Below are 21865 nucleotides of genomic sequence, written 5' to 3'. Positions count from 1 at the left end.
TCTGACGCCACGTCAGCGGAGGGGATCGACATGACCGTCACGCAGCGCCGGGGCCGGAAGATCATGATGGAGCCGGCCGCACTGGACGAGTTCCTCAGTGCGCAGCGGACCTGCCGGGTCGCGACGGTCTCGGCCGACGGGACCCCGCACATCAGCCCGCTCTGGTTCGTCTGGGACGGCACCTCGCTCTGGCTCTACTCGATCACCCGCAGCAGACGCTGGTCCGCGCTGCGCCGCGATCCGCGCGTCGCCGTCGTGGTCGACGCGGGCGAGGAGTACGGCGATCTGCGCGGCGTCGAGCTGTCCGGCACCGTCGAGTTCGTCGGCGAGGCCCCGCGCACGGGCGAGCCGGTTCCCGAACTCGTCGACGTGGAGCGGCTCTTCGCCCGCAAGAACTTCGGCATCGACGAGATGCCCCACGACGGCAGGCACGCCTGGCTGCGGCTGACACCGGACGCGATCGCGTCCTGGGACTTCCGCAAGCTGGGGTAGGTGTGGCTCAGCGTGTTCCGCGAGCCGGGACGACCGTGGGCTCGGCCGATCCGCGAGCGTGGGAGCAGCCGTGACTCAGCCCGCCCCGCACGCGGCCCCCGCCCGCAGTGCCTCGACGGCCGCCCTGATCGACGGCCTCCGGTCGGCGTCCGCGCGCCACACCGCGTAGACGCTGCGGTGGACCCGGGGGCGCACCGGCACGGTCCGCATCCCGGCCGGCATCGGGTCGCGGCCGAGCCGGGGCGCGATACAGACGCCCAACCCGGCCGCGACCAGCGCGAGTTGGGTGTGGTGCTCACCGGCCCGGTGGGCGATCTGGGGCTCGATGCCATTGGCGCGCAGCGTGTAGAGCAGCCATTCGTGGCAGAACTCGCCCTCGGGCCAGGCGACCCACGGCTCCTCCGCCAGCTCCCGCAGGTCGATCTCGTCCCGCCCGGCGAGCGGGTGGTCCTCGGGCAGCGCCACGTCCACCGGGTCGTCGAGGATCGCGGCCCGGGCGAGCCCCTCGGGCACGGGCAGCGGCTTGTTGTACCAGTCGAGGACGACGGCCAGGTCGACGTCGCCCCGGATCACCGCGTTGATCGCGAGTTCGGGTTCCAGCTCCCGTGAGCGCACGCGCAGCGCCGGATGGTCGTCCCGCAGGGCGCTGAAGACGGCGGGAAACAGTCCTCGGACGGCCGTGGGGAACGCGGCCAGCCGCAGTTCACCGACGACCTGACCCCGCTGCGCCTCCAGGTCCGACTGCGCCAGCTCGACCTGCGACAGGATGCGCGCGGCGTGGTCGGCGAGCAGCCGCCCCGCGTCGGTGAGGCGCACGCCCCGCCCGTTCTTGGCGAGGAGCCGCTGCCCGACCTCCCGCTCCAGTTTGGCCATCTGCTGCGACACGGCGGAGGTCGTCACATGCAGCCCCTCGGCCGCCCCGCTGACCGAGCCGTGCCGGGCGAGGGCGTCGAGGGTCCGCAGGCGCTCCAGGTTCAACATATAAGCGATGCTACATGTAAGCGATTCTACGAGAATCAGCTCATCAATTCTCGCTTGTGCTACAAGATCGAGGGGCGCCATCGTTGTCGGCATGACCACCGCCACGACCACCCGAGCTGCCGCCGCCACCCCCGAACGCAGGCGCGCCACCATCGACTGGCGCCTGCGTTTCGCCTTCCTGTCCCTCGTCTGGGGCTTCAGCTTCCTCCTGATCAAGGTGGGCACTCAGGCCTACGCGCCCTTCCAGGTCACCTTCGGGCGGCTGCTGTTCGGGACGCTGGTCCTCGCGGCGGCGATGGCGGTGAAGCGTGAGCGGCTGCCGCGGGGCGCTCGTGTCTGGGGCCACCTCACGGTGGCGGCCTTTCTCCTCAACGCACTGCCGTTCTCCCTCTTCGCCCATGCGGAGCTGACCATCCCGTCGACGCTGGCGGGCATCTGCAACGCGACCTCACCCTTGTGGGGCATGGCCCTCTCCCTGGTCGCGCTCTCGGAGGACCGCCCGACGCGGGTGCGGGTCGCCGGTCTCGGCCTCGGTTTCCTCGGCGTGCTCACCGTGCTCGGCGCCTGGCAGGGCTTCAGCGGCCTGGACGCGAGGGGCACCACGATGGCCCTGCTGGCCTCCCTCAGCTATCCGATCGGCTGGATCTACGTCCGTCGCACCTTGGCCGGCACCACCGTGTCGCACCTCTCCCTCACCGGCGCCCAACTCCTGCTGGCCACCGTCCAACTGGCTTTCGTCACCCCGCTGTTCACGACCCTGCCGGGCAGCTTCCCGGTCCTGCCCCTGCTGGCGGTCGTCGCGCTGGGCGCTCTCGGCACGGGTGTGGCCATGCTCGTCCAGTACGGCCTCGTCTCCGAGGTCGGCCCGACGACCGCCCAGATGGTCACCTACTTCATCCCGGTGATCGCCACGGCGGCCGGCGTCGCGCTCCTCGGCGAGTCCCTGGCCTGGTCGACCCCGGTGGGCGCGGCGATCATCCTGGCGGGAGCGGCCCTGACGCAGGCGGGGCCGCGCACCTGAGCCGGCGCGGGTGACATCACACGTACCCTCCGCCGGCCCCCGGCCCGACCGCCGAGGCCACCGCGTCCGCCACCCTCCCGATCTCCTCCTCGGTGAGGGTGGAGACCGTGATCCGGATCCCCTGCGGAGCGCTCTTCCGGAAGCGGGCGCCGGGCGCGACGGCCCAGCCGGCGTGCAGCAGCCGGGCGACCGCGCCGGTCTCGTCCGGGACCCGGATCCACACGTTCATCCCACTGACCCCGTGTGCCTCGACCCCGCGCCGCGCGAGGGCGCCGATCAGCGCGTCCCGCCGCCACCCGTACGCCGCCGCCACGGCCGCGGCGTCCACCGCACCGCCGGACCACAGCCGCAGGACGGCCCGCTGCACCAGCCGGCTCACCCAGCCGGGCCCCAGCCGCTGCCGTCCTCGCACCCGGTCGACGGTGACGGCGTCCCCGGTGAGCACCGCGAGCCGCAGGTCGGGGCCGTACGCCTTGGCGACCGACCGCACGAAGGCCCAGGTGCGGGTGGTCCCGGCCAGCGGGTGCAAGGGCTGGGCGACGATCCGGTAGCCGTGGTCGTCCTCGATGAGCACGGTCTCGGGATGCTTTTCCAGCACGGACCGCAGGGCGCCCGCGCGTGCGGCGCTCACGGCCGCGCCGGTCGGGTTCTGCGCCCGGTCGGTGACGATCAGGGCCCGCGCCCCGGCCTCCAGCGCCTTTCGTACGTCGTCGGCGAGCGGCCCTTCGTCGTCGACGCCGACCGGGACGATCCGCAGCCCGAGCGCCGGGACGAGGTCGAGCACGCTGCCCCAGCCGGGGTCCTCGACGGCGACGGCGTCCCCGGGTTTGAGGTGGGCGGCCAGAACCCGTTCGACGGCGTCCAGCGACCCGGAGGTGACGGTGACCGGCCCGTCCGGCACTCCGTCGGCGTCCAGATCGGCCCGCGCGATCCGCGCCAACTCGGGCTCCACGGCCCCCGATCCGTAAAGCACCGGCTCACGGTCACCCTGCTCGGCGGCCGCCGCGAACACCTCCGCGAGGCGCGGCAGCAACGTCGTGTCGGGATTGCCGTCGGCGAGGTCGCGCACCCCCTCCGGCACCTCGACCCGGATGTATTCGCGCCCCGTGGTCGCCGGCCGGGGCCGCACGCGGCTCCCCCGGCGCCCGGCGGTCTCGATGACCCCGCGCTCGCGCAGTGTGCGATAGGCGGCCGCGACGGTATTCGGATTCACCCCCAGCCGCTCCGCCAACTCCCGCATGGGAGGCAGCAGTTGCCCGGGTTCCAGTTCACCCGCGCCCACCGCCCGCTCGACGCTCGCCGCAATCTCCGCTGCGCGCCGCCCGGTGACCCTGTATTCTCCTAGCACAAAGCAGATTATGCACTAGTGCAATGGGGAACGCAATGACGGGGACCGAGCAGTCGACGACACCGCAGCCGGCGACGCCACCCGCCGCCTACACCCCCACCGACCGCACCGTCCCCGCCCGGGGCGCACAGAAGGCCTCGTACGACAGGGAACTGGTGCACTCGATACTCGACCAGGGGTACGTCTGCCATCTCGGCTTCGTCCGCGACGGCGCCCCGGTGGTGCTGCCCACGTTGTACGGCCGGGTCGGCGAGACGCTCTACGTGCACGGTTCGACCGGCTCGCGCCCGCTGCGGATGACGGGCCGGGCGGACCCGGGCCTGGCGGTGTGCCTGACGGTGACACACGTGGACGCGCTGATCCTGGCCCGCTCCGCCTTCCACCACTCGATCAACTACCGGTCGGTCGTGGTGCACGGCACCGCCCACGAGGTCACCGACCCGCAGGAGCGGCGGGTCGCCCTGGACGCCCTCGTCGACCACGTCGTGCCGGGCCGCTCGGAGGACTCCCGGCCGGCCAACGCCAAGGAGTTCGCGGCCACCGCCGTGATCCGCCTCGACCTGCACGAGGTCTCCGCCAAGATCCGCACCGGCGGCGTCAACGACGAGCCCGAGGACCTCGCCCTGCACCACTGGGCCGGCGTCGTCCCCCTCCGCAAGGGCTACGACACCCCCATCCCGGACCCCGACCTGGCCCCCGCCACCGAACTGCCGGACTACCTCAAGACCCTGTGACTCCCGGCTTCCCCGCGCCCCTGATAAGAGGCGCGGGGAACCGCGCGGGCAACCACACACGACCCGCGGTCCGCAGACCGCGAAGCCCTCACGGCGTCGTCGGCCACGCCCCACCGACTCCCGAAGGCGTCATCGACCACGCCCCACCGACAGCTCAGGTTCAACACCTTCCCCACCGGACGCCACCGGCCGCGGCGAACCCTTCCCCGGCGCGGAGCGCTGGGCGACGAACGCCCCGGCCAGCACCACCACCCCGCCCACGATCTGCGGCGCCGACAGATGCTCACCCAACAGCACCCACGCGAGCACGGTCGCGACCACCGCCTCCAGACACCCCACGACCCCCGCCACCTGCGGCGACAACCGCCGCACAGCCACCACCCCGGTGACGTACGCGAGCACCGTGGCGATCAGCACCACCCACCCGAGCAGCAGCCAGGCCGGAACAGCCGTACCGTCCATCCGCGCGGCGCCCCCGAGCACCGCCCAGTCCATCCCCCACGGCCGGGCCACCACCGTGAGCACCACCGCGCCCACCAGCAACCCGTAGGCGATGACCCCGAGCGGATCCGGCGCCTCCGCCCCCGCGTCGCTCCCCTGGTCGGACAGCACGAAGTACCCGGCCTGACAGCAGGCGGCCCCGAGCGCGAACAGCAGCCCGAGCGGGTCGAAGCTCAGCCCCGACCAGATCTCCACGACGCAGGCCAGGCCACCGACCGCGAGGACGACCCCGGCCGCCGCGGCCCGCGTCACCGGCCGCCGCTGCACGAACCGCACCCAGCCGAGGACGATGGCCGGTCCGAGGTACTCCACGAGGAGGGCGACACCGACCGGTATGCGGGAGATCGAGGCGAAGTAGAAGGCCTGCACACCGGCCACGGCGAACAGCCCGAACCCGACGAGCAGCGCGGGCCGCCGACGCACCAGATCCCGGTGCCGCACGGCCAGCGGCAGCATCACCAGAGCGGCCCCCACGACCCGCAGCCACACCACATGCAGCGGGTCGAGTCCCGCCTCGATGAGCGGCTTGGCCGCGGTGCCCGATCCACCGAAGGCGACCGCGGACCCGAGCGCGAGCACCAGCCCGGCACCGCGCCCGCGTTGCCCCTGACTCCCCTGAGACGTATGCACCGGCACATGATGACAGCCGGCGACAGGAGCGTCACCCTCGATGACACCTGTCTCACCGGCTGGACCGCGGACAGTCGCGCCTCAACGCCCCCGCCCCCGGTCACCACCCGCCCCCGACCCGGCCCTCACCCGTCCCCGGGATCCGCCGCGCCACCACTCCCCCGTCGACACCCACCTTGCCCAGCACCTCCACGGCCCGCGATCCGGTGGCCGCGACGAGCACCGCCAGCAGATCGACACCTTGGGCCGACCGCTCACCCCGCCGCACGGCACGGTCGTCCGCCTGCGTCATCACCCGAGCCGCCACGGGCGACCAGCCGGGCATGCCCGGCACCCCGGGGACGGCACCGGCGTCCTCGACACCGATCTGCCAGCGCAGCCCGTAACCGATGCTGCGCTGCACCAGATAGCCGAGCAGCCGGGCGACCTGCGGGCCGTCGAAGACGGCACGGACCTCGGGGTCGGACTCCACGAGCGAGTGCAGCAGATGGGCGGTGTCGATCTGGCGGTCCCCGTCGCGGAGCGCCCGTCTGCGCGCACCGGCGACCACCGAGGCCAGCTCGTCAGTGAGCCTGCCTTCGATCTCCACGTGGTCCGGACCATGGTCTACGGCCGACTGCCGGGGGATACGGGATAGCACGCCCTCCACCCCATCAGTCGCACCGCCCCCGGGTCATCCGCGAAAGGAAGCATCTTCGTGTCCGACACAGGTTGCGTAGGGAGGGGCCGCTCCTCCTCCCTACGGATGAGATCCGGCCGTCCGGCATAAGGGGCGCGCGCCTCCTTGCCCCGCGCCTCGCACGCAACCGCATCACACCGGCGCTCGCCCCCGACCGCACGGCGAGCGGGCCGGCCGACCCCGAGGCCGGTTCCTGACGGTTCATCAGTATTGAATGTTCCGGGCGTCGGGGCTACGTTCCGCGACACCAGCGTCCGAGACGAAGGGGTTGTCGCATGGCCGATGTCAGCGCGGAGGCACGCATCGAGGCACCCGCCGAGCAGGTCTGGGCCCGGCTCGTCGACTGGTCCGCGTACGGCGAGTGGAACACGACCCACACCGGCTTCCCCAAGGGCGGCCCGGAGACCTTCGCGGTGGGCGGCACCTTCCAGGAGAACCTGAAGCTCATGGGCTTCCCGGCGGAGGTCGAGTGGACCATCGCCGAACTGGAACCCGCCCGCACCCTGGCCATCCGGGGCAAGGGCCCCATGGCCGTGGACCTCGTCACCCGCTACACCCTCACCCCCGACGGCGACGCCACCACGGTCCGTATCGACGGCCGGTTCACCGGCGCCGCCGTCTCCCTGATGGCGGGCAGGCTCAGGGACTCGGCCACGGCCGCGCTCGACGAGTCCCTGCGCAAGCTGGGCGGCCTCGTGGCCTGACCCCGCGCCGGGCCCACACCCCGCGCGCTCCCCGCACACACCGGAGCGCCCCGCGGAAATCTCCGCGGGGCGCTCTCACGCACGTGTCACGCACACACGCGTCACGCTCGTGTCACCCACGCACTGCCGTCAGCCCTCGTCGGCGAGGATCAGGTACAGCTTCTTGCGGGCTTCGTTGATCACCGTCAGCGCCTTGTCGCGCTGGTCCTTGTCGCCGGTCTTCCAGACCTGGCCGAACGCCTCCATCAGACCGAAGCCGGCCTGCCGGATCTCGCTCAGCGCCTCCCAGTCGACCCCGCGCGAGGCCTCTTCCCAGGGAGCCTCGGGCCCCTCGTCGGCCGCGGTGCGACCGGCCTCGGTGAGCGAGAACAGCTTCTTGCCGCCCTCGGACGCGCTGGCGATCAGCCCCTCGTCCTCCAGCAACTGGAGGGTGGGGTACACCGAGCCGGGGCTGGGCTTCCATGCCCCGCCACTGCGCTCGGCGATCTCCTGGATCATCTCGTAGCCGTGCATGGGCCTGTCCTTGAGGAGGGCCAGGATCGACGCGCGTACGTCGCCCCGCCGCGCCCTTCCCCTGGGTCCGCCTCGGCCGCGCCCACCCCAGGGGCCCCCACCGAAAGGCCCGAACGGCCCGGGACCACCCTGGCCCGGCCCGAAGGGCCCGAAGGCGGCGCGCAGCCCCTCGGCGCCACCTCGGCCGTGGGGGTGCTCCCCGCCACGGCCTCCATGTCCACGCTCGAATCCGAAGTCCTGCCCACGGGAACGCATCGCAATCACTCCATTCCATCGTTGATCTGTCGCGATGCCTCAACGATATATCGGGACCTGTCGTCTGGCAACCCCCGACTCGGAACACCCTCGTGGTCTACTGCCGCGCATGCCCTTGTTGCTGCTCGACCTGGACAACACCCTCATCGACCGCGACGCAGCCTTCCGCGACGCCACGGCCGCCTTCCTCTCCGCGCAAGGCCTGCCCGACACCGACCTGGCATGGGTGACGACCGTCGACGCGGGCGGCCGCACCCCTCGCCACGAGGTCTCCGCAGCCCTGATCCACCGCTACGGAAGCGCCGTACCGCACTCCGCCGTCCGCGCCCTGCTCGACACCGGCGCCGCCGACCGCGTGGTCCTCGCGCCCACCACCCGCGAGGCGCTGGACAGGGCGCGGACCGGCGGCTGGACCTGCGTGATCGTCACCAACGGCCGGACCGTCCAGCAGGAGGCGAAGATCCGCAACACCGGGCTCGACCGGCTCGTCCAGGGCTGGGTCGTCTCCGAAGCCGTCGGCAGCGCGAAACCGGAACCGGGGATCTTCCACGCCGCGGCCGCCACCGTCGCCCTCCCCCTGCCCGGCGCCTGGGTCGTCGGCGACTCACCGCCGGCCGATATCGCGGGCGCCGACGCACTCGGCCTGCGCAGCGTGTGGGTGGCGAACGGCCGCGCCTGGCATGAGGCCTCCTACCGGCCCACCCACATCGCAGCCGACATCACTCTCGCGATCGACCACGTCATGAGCGCCACGAACCGAGCGGTTCAGCCGGGCGGCACGGCCGGGACGGAAATCCGGTGATCCCCACGCACCGCCGCCGTCGCCGCACCCTCTAGGGTGCGGAAATGATCTCCGACAGCTACCTCTCCGAACTGTTCTCGCTGGACGGCCGGGTCGCCGTGGTGACGGGCGGCAGCTCCGGCATCGGCAAGGCCATCACCACGGCTCTCGCACGGGCGGGGGCGAGCGTGGTGATCGTCGCGCGCAGGGAGACGGAGCTGACGGCCACGGTCGACGAACTGACGGCGGACGGCTGCCGGGCGGCCTGGGTGAGCGGCGACCTGGGCACCCGAGCCGGCGTCCGCGCGGCGGCCGAGCAGGCTGCCGAGGCGTTCGGCGAGCCCGACATCCTCGTCAACAGCGCCGGCATCAACCTGCGTCCGCCGATGAGCGAGCTGGGCGAGGACGTGTGGGACACCACTATGGCCGTGAACCTGGACGCGCCCTTCCTGCTGGGCCGGCGCTTCGGCCCCGGCATGGCCGAGCGGGGCTACGGACGCATCATCCACCTCACCTCCCAGCAGGCGCACCGGGCGTTCGTCCGAAGCGGCGCGTACGGCGTCTCCAAGGGCGCGCTGGAGTCGCTGGCCCGCTCGCAGGCCGAGGAGTGGTCGCCGCACGGCGTCACCTGCAACACCCTGGTCCCCGGCTTCGTCATGACCCCGCTCAACACGCGGCTGTCGTCCGACCCGGAGAAGGTGGCCGCCCTCGCCGCGCGCACCATGGTCGGACGCAACGGCCTGGCCGACGACTTCGCCGGGGCCGCGGTGTTCCTGGCAGGCCGCTCCGCCGGCTACATCACCGGACAGTCGATCTTCGTCGACGGCGGCTTCTCCGTGCACTAGCCCGCCGCCGCCCGGCTGCCGTCCCGGGGCCGACCAACACCCTCCGCCCACGAGCGGCGCCCGAACGGCCCCCAAAAGCCGGTCCACCGTCCCGGAATTGGCCTTGGCCCGCCGCTTCACCGACCGCCTAGCGTCGTCCCATGCGCATTCGTATCGTCGACGCCTTCACCGACCGCCCCTTCTCCGGCAACCCCGCCGGAGTCCTCCTCCTCGACGCCTTCCCGGACGACGCCTGGCTGCAGAACGTGGCCAAAGAGGTCAACCACGCCGAGACCGCGTTCGCCCACCCCCTCCCCGAGGGCGGCGAGGCCGACTGGGCGCTGCGCTGGTTCACGCCGGTCGCCGAAGTGGCGATGTGCGGCCACGCCACACTGGCCACCGCACACATCCTGAGCAGCACGAACAACCACAAGGGCCCGGTGCGGTTCGCGACGCGCAGCGGTGTCCTCATCGCCACGCCCCAGCCGGACGGCTCCCTCACCCTCGACTTCCCGACCGCGCCCCTGACTCCGGTCTCCGTCCCTGACGGCATCGCCGAGGCCCTGGGCGCCGAGCCGCTGGGCGCCGTCGACACCGGCCCGAACGTCGGCGACCTGCTGATCGAGCTCGCCGACGAGAAGACGGTCCTGGGCCTCGCCCCCGATGTCCGGGTCCTCGGCCGCTACTCCGAGCGCGGCATCATCGCCACCGCCCGAGCCGCGGACCCCGCCGCCGGCCACGACTACGTCTCACGCTGCTTCTTCCCCAACCTCGGCATCGACGAGGACCCGGTCACGGGCAGCGCCCACACAGCCCTCGCCCCCTACTGGTCCGAACGCCTGGGCAGCCCGCACCTCACCGGCCTCCAGGCCTCCCCCCGCTCCGGCCTCGTCCGCACCGAACTCCGCGGCGACCGCACCCTGCTCTCCGGCCGCGCGGTCACGGTCATCGACGGCGAACTCCTCGCCCGGCCCCACGACCCCGACGTCATGCCCTGACGGCGCGGCCCTGCCCGTACGGCCGTCTCTCACGGGGTGGGCAGCCAGCCCACCTTCCCCGCCAGCAGCGCGTACCCCACGAACGCCCCGATGTCGAGCAGCGAGTGGGCCACCACGAGCGGGCCCACTCGCCCCCACCGCCGGTACAGGTAGACGAACACCACGCCCATCACCATGTTGCCGATGAAGCCGCCGATGCCCTGGTAGAGGTGGTACGACCCGCGCAGCACCGAGCTGGCGGCCAGCGCGCTCCCCGGTGACCAGCCCAGCTGCTGAAGCCGGCGCAGCAGATACGCGACCACGATGACCTCTTCGAGAACCGCGTTCTGGATCGCGGAGAGGATGAGCACGGGGTACTTCCACCACACCTCGGGCAGCGCCTCCGGGACCACCGTGAGGTTGAAGCCGAGGCCGCGGGCCGCCAGATAGAAAGCAATGCCCGTGCTGCCGATCACCGCGGCGATCGCCGCGCCCCGGCCGAGGTCGAACCACGGCTTCGTACGGTCGAACCCGAGGGTGCGCAGCCCCGCGCCCTCGCGCAGCAGGAAGTGTGCGACCAGGGCGACGGGCACCAGGGCGGCCGTGATCCCGAAGAGCTGCCACGCGAGGTCGAGCCACGGTCGGCCGGGCGCGGCCGAGGCGTTCATGGTGGCCGCCTGGTCCTTCAGCCCGCCCGGCTTGGTGACCGATCCGACGAAGCTGATCAGCGCGGACACCCCGCTGGCGCCGAGCGAGAGCCCGAGCACGAGCAGTGTCTCGTCCCTCAGAATCCGTCGGCCGGGCCGCTCCCGCGGCACCGCACCCTCCACCGACTCCGCCTGCCCCTGCACCCACGCCTCCAGCTGTCCGGCCCCGCCGAGGGTCCATCATCACCCGCGGCGGTCCGGAACATTCCGGCGGCTACCCTCACAGGCGGCCCCTCAGCCCAGCGGCACCGGCTCCGGCAGCCCGACCGGCCAGCTGTGGACCGGCTCCCCGGAGTGCATCAGCTCGCAGTACCGCCGCGTGGTGGCGGCCAGCGCCGCGTCCCGGCCGAGGCCCTTCGCCAGAGCCTGATGGAACGTTTCCACCTGCCAGGACGCCCCGTTGACCCGTCGCCGACAGCGCTCTTCGATCACGCCGAGGTAGAAGTCCCGGTCGACCGGCTCGACGCCCCACGCGTCCAGCCCCACCTCGGCGAGCGGCAACAGCTCGTCCCGTACCAGGTTCACCGCGTCCACCGGCCCCATGCCGCCGTAGCGCCCGCGCGGCCACTGCAACCGCGCGTCGATGCCGTGCCGGCACGCCTCGTCGAAGTTGGCGGCGGCCGCCTCGAACGGCAGCCGCGTCCAGACGGGCCGCGACTCCTCGGCGAGAGCGCGTACGACCCCGTAGTAGAAGGCCGCGTTGGCGATCACGTCCGTGATGGTCGGCCCGGCGGGCAGCACCCGGTTCTCGACGCGCAGATGCGGGACCCCCTCGGCGATGCCGTAGACGGGACGGTTCCAGCGGTAGATCGTGCCGTTGTGCAGGGTGAGTTCGGCGAGTGAGGGAATGCCGCCCGCGTCGAGGACGCCGATCGGATCCTCGTCGTCGCAGATGGGCAGCAGGGCCGGGAAGAAACGCAGGTTCTCCTCGAAGAGGTCGTACGCCGAGGAGATCCACCGCTCCCCGAACCAGGTGCGGGGCCGCACCCCCTGGGCCTGGAGTTCGGGCGGCCGGGTGTCGGTGGACTGCTGGAACAGCGGCGGCCGCGACTCCCGCCACAGCTCGTGCCCGAACAGGAACGGCGAGTTGGCGCCGATGGCGACCTGCGCGGCGGCGACCGCCTGGGCGGCGTTCCACACGTCGGCGAACCGGCCCGGGGTGACCTGGAGATGCAACTGCACGGAGGTGCAGGCGGCTTCCGGCGCGATGGACTTCGAGGTGCAGACGAGCCGCTCCACCCCGTCGATGTCCAGGGTGAAGTCCTCGCCGCGGGCGGCGACGATCTGGTCGTTCAGCAGGGTGTAGCGGTCGCCCTCGGAGAGATTCGAGGAGACCAGGTCATCACGGCCCAGCGTGGGCAGGATGCCGATCATCACGATGCCCGCGCCCACCTCGATCGCTTTGCGGTCCGCGTACGCGAGGGAGGTGCGCAGCTCCTCGGAAAGCTGGTCGAATACCCGACCGTCCAGCCGATGTGGAGCTATGTTGACTTCCAGATTGAACATGGCGAGTTCTGTTTGGAAATCTCGGCTCGCAATCCGTTCAAGTACTTGCGCATTCATCATTCTCGGCAGACCTTCACCGTCGACGAGATTCAGCTCGATCTCCACACCCATGAGGTTCCTGGGGCGGTCGAACCGCTTCTCCTCCAGCAGCCGCGCCAGCCCCGTCAGGCACTGCCGGAGCTTGTCACGGTACTGCTGGCGATCGGAGAGGCCGAACGGCCCCGCCACGACCTTTTCCCCCATCGAAGTGTCCCTCCTCGGATGGGCAGGCCGACGACTCGGCCACTGCTGTCCCGGGTCCACGGTTGATGATGCCCAGACAGAGCCGCTGATAACGTCCCACGTACGACCTGCACACGCTAGACTGAACGCGGTCACCTCCGACCTTATTCACTCCGCGTGCTTCTGGCACATTCAGCGGGCATGAATGAGCACGCGCTTTCTGTCCGGGGGGCTTTCGTGAAAAGTGCCGACGAGAACCGGCCGTCCGCTGCGCGACGGTAATCCGAGGTCACCGACGCACCCCCACAGAAAATCGGGGGCGATACCTATGCTCCGGCGACCGGATACCGCCTTGCCCTTCATATTCGGAACGGCTAGCCGAAACATCGTGTGAACACGTGTCGTATAAACTCCGCAAACGAGGCTGAGAGTCGGCCCTCGCGGTCCTCGGTCCTGCCGTCAGGCCACGCACGGCGGACCCTACCCACGCACCGGACCCCGGGCATCCGTCTCTCCGATCCCCGAGAGCTGACAGCGCCGTCCGCCCCCGCCCTCGCGCCACCGTGCCTGTCGAATTGAGAGGCGACCCACCATGCCGCTGCATGTTCCCCCGGCTCCCGCGCCCGCCCTGCGCACCGTCCTCACGGCACTCGGTTCTCCCACCGCCGTCCACGAGGCGCGAACCCCCTCCCTGAAGAAGGCCCAGGGCCCCGCCACACCCGAACTCCCGCTGCCCGTCCACGTACTCGACCGGATCTCCCCGGACGGCACGGGCACCGCCCGGCTCACCGGATGGCGGTTCCTGATCCGCTGCGGCGACCGCGCCGTGGCCGCCGCCGAAACCCGGCTGACCCCGGACGGCTGGGCGTTCTCGCACTTCTTCGAGGGCCCGTACATCACCTCCACCGAGCGCGCCCTGCGCCAGGCCGAGGTCATGCAGCAGCCCTACCAGCCACGCCTGCTGTCGGTGCCCGAGCTCTACATGCTCATGCTCTGGCTGCACGCCGACCCCACCGCCGACGGCGCCACCGGCCACCCGGCACCGACCGACCTGCTGGTCCCGCTGGCACCCGCACCGCCCGGCATAGCGGCCCACCGACCACACCGGGTCGCCGATCTCCTCCCGGTGCTGACCACCCGACTGACACCCGCCCCGCTACTGGGATCACCCGCCTGAAAACCCGGCCCGCCCCGTCATTCGTACCGCTAGTGCCCCGCTGCCGATTTCCCGGCAGCGGGGCACTTGTTTCCCCGACCGGAAATCCCCGCTCTTTCGGGCGCCAATACGCTCGTACGAGCCATTCGCAGGTCTTCCCCGCCGCCGGACTAGCCCCATCCGACCATGGCGAACCACCCGAAGGGACAGTGCGACGAAGATGAACCATCCGGACCGGCGTTGCGTCATCAACCTGTGAAGAAGTCGTGCTGCGAAATGCCTGCGGATTGGCGTCCATGGGGCAACACTGGGACCGGACCGATTTATCACAACGGGGGGCGGCCATGAACGGGGCATCAAGCCGCGGGACAGACAAAACAGCCATCTCAGACCACACGACAAACCGAAAGATCCCAACAACCATGTGCCAGCACCAGCCACTGTGCCCGACTGCCGAATCCGCCGACCGGGAGGGTGCCCGACTCGTGGCGCACCACCCGGAGCAGGGATGGAGCCTGCTCTGCAACGGCGTTCTGCTCTTCGAGGACACCGGTGAGCTCCTGCCGGACGGCCAGATCATCGCGCCGCACCGCCCGATGGGCACAGTGATGACAGCCGCCTGAGCCGCACTCACGTGCGCGCAGGGCGAGCGTCCTCGCACAGGACGCCCGCCCGACAGAAGAGGGGCCGGCCGGAGAAGCACTCTCCGAACCGGCCCCGACGCGTATCCGCGCCCGACTACGCTTCGTAAGCGTCCAGCGGCGGGCAGGAACAGACCAGGTTCCGGTCACCGAAGGCCTGGTCGATCCGGCGCACCGGCGGCCAGTACTTGTCGGCGCGCGAGACCCCGGCAGGGAAGACCGCCTCCTCGCGCGTGTAGGCGTGCTTCCACTCCCCGCCGAGCGCGCCCGCGGTGTGCGGCGCGTTCCGCAGCGGGTTGTCGTCCGCGGGCCACTCGCCCGAGCCGACCTTCTCGATCTCCGCGCGGATCGCGATCATCGCCTCGCAGAACCGGTCCAGCTCAGCGAGGTCCTCCGACTCGGTCGGCTCGATCATCAGCGTCCCGGCCACCGGGAACGACATCGTCGGCGCGTGGAAGCCGTAGTCGATGAGCCGCTTGGCGATGTCGTCGACGCTCACCCCGGTCGACTTGGCCAGCGGCCGCAGGTCGATGATGCACTCGTGTGCCACGAGCCCGTCCGGACCGGTGTACAGCACCGGGTAGTGCGGCTCCAGCCGCTTGGCGACGTAGTTGGCGCTGAGCACCGCCACCTGCGTGGCCCGCTTCAGCCCTTCACCGCCCATGAGCCGGACGTACGCCCACGAGATCGGCAGAATGCCCGCCGAGCCCCACGGCGCCGCCGAGACCGGCCCCACACCCGTCTCCGGACCGGCCGCGGGCTGCAGCGGGTGGTTCGGCAGGTACGGCGCGAGGTGCTCGCGCACCGCCACCGGACCGACACCCGGCCCACCGCCGCCGTGCGGGATGCAGAACGTCTTGTGCAGGTTCAGGTGTGAGACGTCGCCACCGAAGTGCCCCGGCTTGGCGAGACCCACCAGCGCGTTGAGGTTGGCGCCGTCGACGTACACCTGGCCGCCCGCGTCGTGCACCTGCGCGCAGATGTCGGCCACGTGCTCCTCGAACACCCCGTGCGTCGACGGATACGTGATCATCAGCACGGACAGCTCGTCGCGGTACTGCTCGATCTTCGCCCGCAGGTCGTCGACGTCGATCTCGCCGTCGTCGGCGGTCTTCACGACGACGACCTTCATGCCGGCCATGACGGCGCTCGCCGCGTTGGTGCCGTGCGCGGAGGACGGGATGAGGCACACGGTCCGCTGCTCGTCGCCGCCCGCCCGGTGGTACCCGCGTACGGCGAGCAGTCCGGCCAGCTCACCCTGCGAGCCCGCGTTCGGCTGCAGCGACACCTTGTCGTACCCGGTGGCCTCCGCCAGCCACTCCTCCAGCTCACGGATGAGCGTGAGATACCCCTGCGCCTGCGCGGCGGGCGCGAACGGGTGCACCTGCCCGAACTCGGGCCATGTCACCGGCTCCATCTCGGTGGTCGCGTTGAGCTTCATCGTGCAGGAACCCAGCGGGATCATGCCCCGGTCCAGCGCGTAGTCCCGGTCGGCGAGCCGGCGCAGATAGCGCAACATCGCGGTCTCGGAGCGGTGGTCGTGGAACACCGGGTGCGTGAGGTAGTCGTCCGACCGCAGCAGCACCTGAGGCAGCGTGTCCGCGGCAGCGGCATCGAGGGCCTCGACGTCCCCCTCCACCCCGAACGCGGTCCATACGGCACCCAGCTGCGCCCGCGTCGTGGTCTCGTCGCAGGAGATCGACACCAGGTCGGCGTCCACGAGGTGCAGGTTCACGCCATGTTCCCGAGCGGCTGCCACGACCTCACCGGCCCGCCCCGGCACCCGCACGGTGAGCGTGTCGAAGTACGCGCCGTGCACGACCTCGATCCCACCGGCCGCGAGCCCCGCGGCGAGCACGGTGGCGTACCGGTGGGTACGGCGGGCGATGGTCCGCAGCCCCTCCGGCCCGTGGTACACGGCGTACATACCGGCCATCACGGCGAGCAGTACCTGCGCCGTGCAGATGTTGCTGGTCGCCTTCTCCCGGCGGATGTGCTGCTCCCGCGTCTGCAGGGCGAGCCGGTACGCCTTGTGCCCGTCCGCGTCCACGGAGACCCCGACGAGACGTCCGGGCAGGCTGCGCGCGAACTTCTCCCGCACGGCCATGTAACCCGCGTGCGGCCCGCCGAAGGCCATCGGCACACCGAACCGCTGAGTCGTCCCGACCGCGATGTCCGCACCCAGCTCACCGGGCGGGGAGAGAAGCGTCAGCGCCAGCAGATCGGCGGCGACGGTGACGAGCGCGCCGAGCGCGTGCGCCTGCTCGATGACCGGCTTCAGATCCCGTACGACACCGGAGGCACCCGGGTACTGCAGCAGCACCCCGTTGATCTCCCGCCCGGCGATGTCGGCCGGGATTCCCGCACCGAGGTCGGCGACGACGACCTCGACGCCGGCCGGCTCGGCGCGGGTCTCGATCACGGCGATCGTCTGCGGCAGCACGTCCGCGTCGACGAGGAAGAGCCCCTTCTTGTTCTTGCCCATACGCCGGGACAACGCCATGGCCTCGGCGGCGGCGGTGCCCTCGTCGAGCAGGGACGCCCCGGAGGTGGGCAGACCGGTCAGCTCGGCCACCATGGTCTGGAAATTGAGAAGAGCCTCGAGCCGCCCCTGGGAGATCTCGGGCTGATACGGCGTGTAGGCGGTGTACCAGGCCGGGTTCTCCATCACATTCCGCAGAATCACTGGCGGCGTGAACGTCCCGTAGTACCCGAGCCCGATCATCGAGCCGAGCACCTGATTGCGGTCCGCGAGCGAACGCAGCTCGGCGAGCACCTCGGCCTCGGTACGCGCGCCGGGAAGGTCCAGCGCCTCGGTGTTCTTGATCACGTCCGGGACCGCGGCCGCCGTCAGCTCGTCGAGCGAGCCGTACCCGACGTGCGCGAGCATCTTGGCCCGGGCCTCGACGTCCGGGCCGATGTGGCGCCGCTCGAAGGGGATGCCCTGTTCGAGCTCGGAGAGTGGAATGCGGTGGGCGGTCATTGCGGAGGCCTCCTGGTCAGACACGACCTTCGAGGGGCACCACGGCACGGGCGCCCCGACGGCCTCCCCCTCTGTCATCTCAACCTGAGAGCTTCACCGGTCCAGGTACGAACCGGCTTTCACCGTCGGTGAGAGCGGGAGCCGTGGCACCCGCCCTGCTTTCCAGAGTGACCTCGTCCGTGCGGTACGTGTGCCTGAGAGATTCCGGGGAGGATTTGCTCCTTCGGCGCCTTCCGGATGGTGTCCGGAGGACTCTCCCGCACGGGGTCAGCAGCCGCTGCCAGGGTATCAGCGGGGCCGACGCGCGAGTCTTCGAGTGGCCACCTTCCCTGATGTGCCTTTTCGTAGTGGGGAGGGATGATTCGCGCCCCCTCTGCGACCACCTGGAGGGCCCGTGCAGACCGACATCGACCCACGCAACCTGATCGGCCGCAAGGCGTTCGACCGCAAGGGCAGCAAGATCGGCACCGTGGACGAGGTCTATCTGGACGACGCCACCGGCACCCCCGAGTGGGCCGCGATACGCATGGGCTTCTTCGGCCGCGACGCCTTCGTCCCCCTGGAGCCCAGCGAACTGATCGAAGGCACACTCCGCGTCCCCTTCGACCGCACCCTCATCAAAGACGCCCCCGACTTCGGCGTAGGCCGCCACCTCTCCCCCGAACAAGAACTCCAGCTCTACCACCACTACGGCCTCGACATAGCCCCGCCCCCACCCATGAACCACAACTTCGGAAACGTGACGGGCCAGGAAGACGCCTGACAAAGGGCCCAGGGGCCTTCCTGGCCGCAGAGGCACCCACCGCAAGCCCTCAACCGCCCAGCAGGGCCGACCCGGAACCACCTCGGCAGCCCCTAACTACATGCACTCCGCCTGCCTGACGTCTCCTACCTGCCCTTCTTCGGCCCTACGATCCTTCCTACCTTCCTTCCGTCCCCGGCTCACTCCGCCCCCGCCCCTCCTGCCGCCCCGCACCCCTCTCCACCCTCCCCAACTTCTCCGCACCTTCGCGCCCCGCCCTTCCGGCCTCCCCCGCACCTCGCTTCACCCTCCCCCCGTCTTTCTCCCCGACCCACGTTTCCCCGTCCGGCCTGGCTTCCCCCTGCCTCGCCCGGCCCCTCCACCATCCCCGTTCCTCACGCCGGCCCCCTTGATCCCGCCGCAACGGCGCTCCACCACAACGACGCGGACCGGCGGTCCCCGCCGGCCTCAGCCCGGCACCGCACCCGGCACCAGCGGCAACGGCTCCGCCGGCTCCAGCCCCGGATCGTCGGTTCTGAAGGTCCGCACCCGCCCTGGCCCCACGTCATGCGGCGTCTCGAAGCGCACAGTCACCCGCCCGAGCCCGCTCCCCTGTACCCACCCATGCCCGTACTCGACATGCCGCACGTCATGCCCGGCCCTCCACTGCCGCTCCCCACCCGCACCCTCCTCCACCACAGGCACCTCCGCGGCGGCCCCGGCCTCCTCCTCGGCAAGCTCCGGCTCCCCCGCCGCCTGCGCGAACAGGTCCTCCTGCGTGTAATCGGCGAGCCCGCTCACCCCCACCCCCAGCAACCGCACCCCACCCGTCGTGTCCACGGCCTCCAGCAACCGAGCCGCGGCTTCCCGTACCACCGCGGGGTCGTCAGTAGGCCCCCGCAACGTCTCGGACCGGGTCAACGTCGAAAAGTCGTACCGCCGCACCTTCAACACGATCGTCCGCCCCGACAGCCCGGCCCCCGCAACCTCCGCACACACCGGTCCGCGAGCAGCTGCACCTCCATCCGGACCCGCACCCGGTCGTGGATGTCCACGTCATACGTGTCCTCCACCGACACCGACTTCGTGTCCCGCTCGGCCACCACCGCCCGGTCGTCCCGCGCCAGCGCCATCGCGTACAGCCCGTGCCCGTGGGCCTTCCCCAACAGCCGTACGACCTCGTCCTCCCCCGCCTCCACGATCTCCTCGACCGTGGTGATCCCGGCCCGCCGCAGATGGTCCCCGGTCGCCGGCCCCACTCCCGGCAGAATCCGCACGGACATCGGCCCCAACATCGCCCGCTCCGTCCCGGGCTCGATCAACACCAGCCCGTCCGGCTTGGCCTGCTCGGAACCGATCTTCGCGAGCATCTTGGAGGCCGCGAGCCCGACGGATCCCGTGAGCGCGGTCACCGCCCGTATGTCCGCTCGCAGCCGCGCCCCCACCAGCCGCGCCGACGCCTCGTCCCAGGCGGCGTCCCCGGCCTCCAGATCCACGAACGCCTCATCCAGGCTCAACGGCTCCACCAGCGGCGACAGATCACGCAACAGCCCCATGACCTGGTCGCTGATCGCCCGGTAGAACGTGAAACGCGGCGTTAGATACGCGGCGTTCGGAACGAGCCGACGTGCCTGCGCCGTCGGCATCGCCGAGTGCACCCCGAAGACCCGCGCTTCGTACGAGGCGGTCGCGACCACCCCGCGCGGTCCGAGCCCGCCCACGACAACGGCTTTCCCACGCAGACTCGGTTTGGACGCCTGCTCCGCCGAGGCGTAGAAGGCATCCATGTCGAGATGCAGGATCGTGGGCGCGGTTCTCACATCTCCGATGCTGCCCTACGCCACTGACAATGCCCCTACGACCTGCTCCGCAGGCCACACCTACGCCACGAACCGCCTCGCCGCGGGGTGAGCACGCCGCGACGCCCCTCAGACCGCCCGGTTCCGCCGCCGCGCGAGCTCATCCGCCGGATTGTGGCCCACGAGCGTCTCCCCCGTGTCGACCCGCTCCCCGTGCAACTGCGAGAGAGCGCTTTCCACGTCACGCCAGACCACCCCTACGGCGATCCCGAAGACCCCCTGGCCGCCCTGGAGCAGGGCGTGGACCTCGTCGGGCGATGTGCACTCGTAGACCGTCGCGCCATCGCTCATCAGCGTCATCCGCTCCAGATCGCTGAAACCCCGCTCCCGCAGGTGCTGGACGGCGGTGCGGATGTTCTGCAGCGACACTCCCGTGTCGAGGAACCGTTTCACGATCTTCAGGACGACGACGTCCCGGAAGCTGTAGAGGCGCTGCGTACCCGAGCCCTGGGCGGACCGCACGCTCGGCTCCACGAGACCGGTGCGGGCCCAGTAGTCGAGCTGCCGATAGGTGATGCCGGCGGCCGCGCACGCGGTGGGACCGCGGTAGCCGACGCTTTCGTGCGGCTCGGGAGCCGCCTCCGCGCTGTCCTGCACAGCCGTGGGCCGCTGCGGGACGTGACCGGCCGCGCTGCCGTGAAGCTGGTACGGGCCGCCGTCCCCCAGCCTGCGTCCGGGGGCACCTCCAGCCGTACCGTCGCCGCTGCTTCTCACGCCGACCTCCGTCCTTGACCTGCCTCATCGACGGTAGGCAGCCACCCGGGATGCGTCAACGACCACCGCACTCGCCACGCCGAGTGATAATCACCCTGAGAGTGGTTTCCCGTGCCCTTTCACGGGGAAAGGCTAGCCGAATGCGCTCCGGCCGAGCTGCCTGACAACGCACTGCCCCTGGGCAGTACCGCCCAGGGTGGACACCCCACCGACCGGGCCCGCGCCCCCGGCGCCCTCGACCCGGTATCTCCGACCTGCCACGCCGGACGCGTCTCAGCACGCCCTTCGCGGCGCCCTCCGGCGCGGCTGCCACCGATGACGACCGGCGGTATCAAGGCCTGTCAGCTCGCACGACCGACTGCCCGGCCTCACTGACTGTTCGTTCCGAAGTCCTCGGGCGAGATCTGGTCGAGGAACTCGCGGAACTTCTCCACCTCGTCCTCCTGCTCGTCCGGGATCGCGATGCCCGCGTCGTCGAGCACCCCGTCACTGCCGAAGATCGGCGTACCGGTACGCAGCGCCAGCGCTATGGCGTCGGAGGGCCGGGCACTCACCTCAACGCCACTGGCGAACACCAGCTCCGCGTAGAAGACGCCCTCACGCAGGTCGGTGATGCGCACTTCCGTGAGCTCCTGGCCGACGGCCTCCAGCACGTCCTTGAACAGGTCGTGGGTCAGCGGTCGTGCGGGGGCCATGCCCTGCTGGGCGAAAGCGATCGCCGTCGCCTCCCCCGGCCCGATCCAGATGGGGAGGTAACGGTCGCCTCCCACTTCGCGCAGGAGCACGATCGGTTGGTTGGAGGGCATTTCGACCCGGACACCTACGACATCGAGCTCGTTCACACAGCAACCCTAGGCCGTGCTCGGGATGTTTGGGTAGTCGGGCTCGGATCGGC

The 21865-nt window shown here is 71.1% G+C and carries 20 protein-coding genes, 2 pseudogenes and 1 riboswitch; of the genes and pseudogenes, 10 read left to right on the top strand and 12 right to left on the bottom strand.

The annotated features are described in order from the left end of the window. Positions 1–30 precede the first annotated feature (30 nt). Positions 31–492 (top strand): pyridoxamine 5'-phosphate oxidase family protein, encoded by a 462-nt coding sequence (locus tag OG622_RS41095; RefSeq protein ID WP_371581806.1) that lies wholly within the window; start codon positions 31–33, stop codon positions 490–492. A 75-nt stretch (positions 493–567) separates the two neighbouring features. Here OG622_RS41095 and OG622_RS41090 read toward each other — a convergent pair whose 3' ends face one another. Continuing rightward, positions 568–1473: a LysR family transcriptional regulator gene (locus OG622_RS41090; RefSeq protein WP_371581805.1), complete on the bottom strand. Its 906-nt coding sequence runs from the start codon at positions 1471–1473 to the stop codon at positions 568–570. A gap of 91 nt (positions 1474–1564) precedes the next feature. Between OG622_RS41090 and OG622_RS41085 the strand changes: the two genes are divergently transcribed. Beyond that, positions 1565–2494 (top strand): DMT family transporter, encoded by a 930-nt coding sequence (locus OG622_RS41085; RefSeq protein WP_371581803.1) that lies wholly within the window; start codon positions 1565–1567, stop codon positions 2492–2494. 16 nt (positions 2495–2510) lie between these two features. Here the strand turns inward: OG622_RS41085 and OG622_RS41080 are convergent, their stop codons facing one another. Further along, complete coding sequence (locus OG622_RS41080; RefSeq protein ID WP_371581802.1) at positions 2511–3842, bottom strand: aminotransferase class I/II-fold pyridoxal phosphate-dependent enzyme; 1332 nt, start codon at positions 3840–3842, stop codon at positions 2511–2513. A 35-nt stretch (positions 3843–3877) separates the two neighbouring features. Between OG622_RS41080 and OG622_RS41075 the strand changes: the two genes are divergently transcribed. Beyond that, positions 3878–4576, top strand: a complete 699-nt coding sequence (locus tag OG622_RS41075; RefSeq protein ID WP_371581801.1) for a pyridoxamine 5'-phosphate oxidase family protein — start codon at positions 3878–3880, stop codon at positions 4574–4576. A 129-nt stretch (positions 4577–4705) separates the two neighbouring features. Here the strand turns inward: OG622_RS41075 and OG622_RS41070 are convergent, their stop codons facing one another. Both OG622_RS41070 and OG622_RS41065 read right to left on the bottom strand, forming a co-directional pair. After that, a complete protein-coding gene (locus tag OG622_RS41070; protein WP_371581800.1) occupies positions 4706–5713 on the bottom strand; it encodes a DMT family transporter in 1008 nt (335 codons plus the stop codon). 94 nt (positions 5714–5807) lie between these two features. Beyond that, a complete protein-coding gene (locus tag OG622_RS41065; protein WP_371581799.1) occupies positions 5808–6347 on the bottom strand; it encodes a Clp protease N-terminal domain-containing protein in 540 nt (179 codons plus the stop codon). A gap of 314 nt (positions 6348–6661) precedes the next feature. Between OG622_RS41065 and OG622_RS41060 the strand changes: the two genes are divergently transcribed. Beyond that, positions 6662–7090, top strand: a complete 429-nt coding sequence (locus tag OG622_RS41060; protein ID WP_371581797.1) for an SRPBCC family protein — start codon at positions 6662–6664, stop codon at positions 7088–7090. A gap of 129 nt (positions 7091–7219) precedes the next feature. Here OG622_RS41060 and OG622_RS41055 read toward each other — a convergent pair whose 3' ends face one another. Continuing rightward, positions 7220–7858, bottom strand: coding sequence for a PadR family transcriptional regulator (locus tag OG622_RS41055; RefSeq protein WP_371581795.1), 639 nt, complete (start codon positions 7856–7858; stop codon positions 7220–7222). A gap of 109 nt (positions 7859–7967) precedes the next feature. On the opposite strand from OG622_RS41055, the gene OG622_RS41050 reads away from it, so the two are divergent. From OG622_RS41050 to OG622_RS41040, 3 genes are all read left to right on the top strand, one after another. Continuing rightward, on the top strand, positions 7968–8660 hold the full coding sequence (locus OG622_RS41050; RefSeq protein ID WP_371581794.1) for an HAD family hydrolase: 693 nt from the start codon (positions 7968–7970) through the stop codon (positions 8658–8660). A gap of 44 nt (positions 8661–8704) precedes the next feature. Then, a complete protein-coding gene (locus OG622_RS41045) occupies positions 8705–9484 on the top strand; it encodes an SDR family NAD(P)-dependent oxidoreductase (protein WP_371581792.1) in 780 nt (259 codons plus the stop codon). A gap of 140 nt (positions 9485–9624) precedes the next feature. Beyond that, positions 9625–10461 (top strand): PhzF family phenazine biosynthesis protein, encoded by an 837-nt coding sequence (locus tag OG622_RS41040; RefSeq protein WP_371581790.1) that lies wholly within the window; start codon positions 9625–9627, stop codon positions 10459–10461. 29 nt (positions 10462–10490) lie between these two features. Here the strand turns inward: OG622_RS41040 and OG622_RS41035 are convergent, their stop codons facing one another. Together OG622_RS41035 and OG622_RS41030 are read right to left on the bottom strand one after the other, a co-directional pair. After that, positions 10491–11291, bottom strand: a complete 801-nt coding sequence (locus OG622_RS41035; RefSeq protein ID WP_371581788.1) for a CPBP family intramembrane glutamic endopeptidase — start codon at positions 11289–11291, stop codon at positions 10491–10493. A gap of 90 nt (positions 11292–11381) precedes the next feature. Further along, entirely contained in the window at positions 11382–12896 is a 1515-nt protein-coding gene (locus OG622_RS41030) for a glutamate--cysteine ligase (protein WP_371581786.1), read from the bottom strand. Positions 12897–13467: 571 nt separating this feature from the next. Here OG622_RS41030 and OG622_RS41025 point away from each other — a divergent pair. Together OG622_RS41025 and OG622_RS41020 are read left to right on the top strand one after the other, a co-directional pair. After that, positions 13468–14052, top strand: a complete 585-nt coding sequence (locus tag OG622_RS41025) for a hypothetical protein (RefSeq protein WP_371581785.1) — start codon at positions 13468–13470, stop codon at positions 14050–14052. Positions 14053–14453: 401 nt separating this feature from the next. Further along, positions 14454–14654 carry a DUF5999 family protein gene (locus OG622_RS41020; protein ID WP_028796697.1) on the top strand — a complete coding sequence of 67 codons (201 nt, stop codon included), beginning with the start codon at positions 14454–14456 and terminating at the stop codon, positions 14652–14654. Between the two features lie 115 nt (positions 14655–14769). On the opposite strand, the gene gcvP is transcribed toward OG622_RS41020, so the two are convergent. Next, positions 14770–17655 carry an aminomethyl-transferring glycine dehydrogenase gene (gcvP, locus tag OG622_RS41015; RefSeq protein ID WP_371581784.1) on the bottom strand — a complete coding sequence of 962 codons (2886 nt, stop codon included), beginning with the start codon at positions 17653–17655 and terminating at the stop codon, positions 14770–14772. A gap of 172 nt (positions 17656–17827) precedes the next feature. Continuing rightward, a riboswitch (glycine riboswitch) is annotated at positions 17828–17925 on the bottom strand. Between the two features lie 124 nt (positions 17926–18049). Between gcvP and OG622_RS41010 the strand changes: the two genes are divergently transcribed. Next, positions 18050–18418: a PRC-barrel domain-containing protein gene (locus tag OG622_RS41010; protein ID WP_371581782.1), complete on the top strand. Its 369-nt coding sequence runs from the start codon at positions 18050–18052 to the stop codon at positions 18416–18418. Positions 18419–18886: 468 nt separating this feature from the next. Here the strand turns inward: OG622_RS41010 and OG622_RS41005 are convergent. From OG622_RS41005 to OG622_RS40990, 4 genes and pseudogenes are all read right to left on the bottom strand, one after another. Next, positions 18887–19072 (bottom strand): annotated as a pseudogene (locus OG622_RS41005) (DNA polymerase IV); the annotation flags it as partial. Positions 19073–19225: 153 nt separating this feature from the next. After that, a pseudogene (locus OG622_RS41000) lies at positions 19226–20184 on the bottom strand (DNA polymerase IV); the annotation flags it as partial. 141 nt (positions 20185–20325) lie between these two features. Next, on the bottom strand, positions 20326–20853 hold the full coding sequence (locus tag OG622_RS40995; RefSeq protein WP_371584377.1) for a MerR family transcriptional regulator: 528 nt from the start codon (positions 20851–20853) through the stop codon (positions 20326–20328). A gap of 485 nt (positions 20854–21338) precedes the next feature. Further along, positions 21339–21812, bottom strand: coding sequence for a bifunctional nuclease family protein (locus OG622_RS40990; RefSeq protein ID WP_005475662.1), 474 nt, complete (start codon positions 21810–21812; stop codon positions 21339–21341). Positions 21813–21865: the final 53 nt, after the last annotated feature.

The sequence above is a fragment of the Streptomyces sp. NBC_01314 genome (genome assembly GCF_041435215.1).
Classification (GTDB): domain Bacteria; phylum Actinomycetota; class Actinomycetes; order Streptomycetales; family Streptomycetaceae; genus Streptomyces.
Note: the sequence above shows the minus strand (reverse complement) of the source record. Positions and strands in the feature narration are given on the sequence as shown.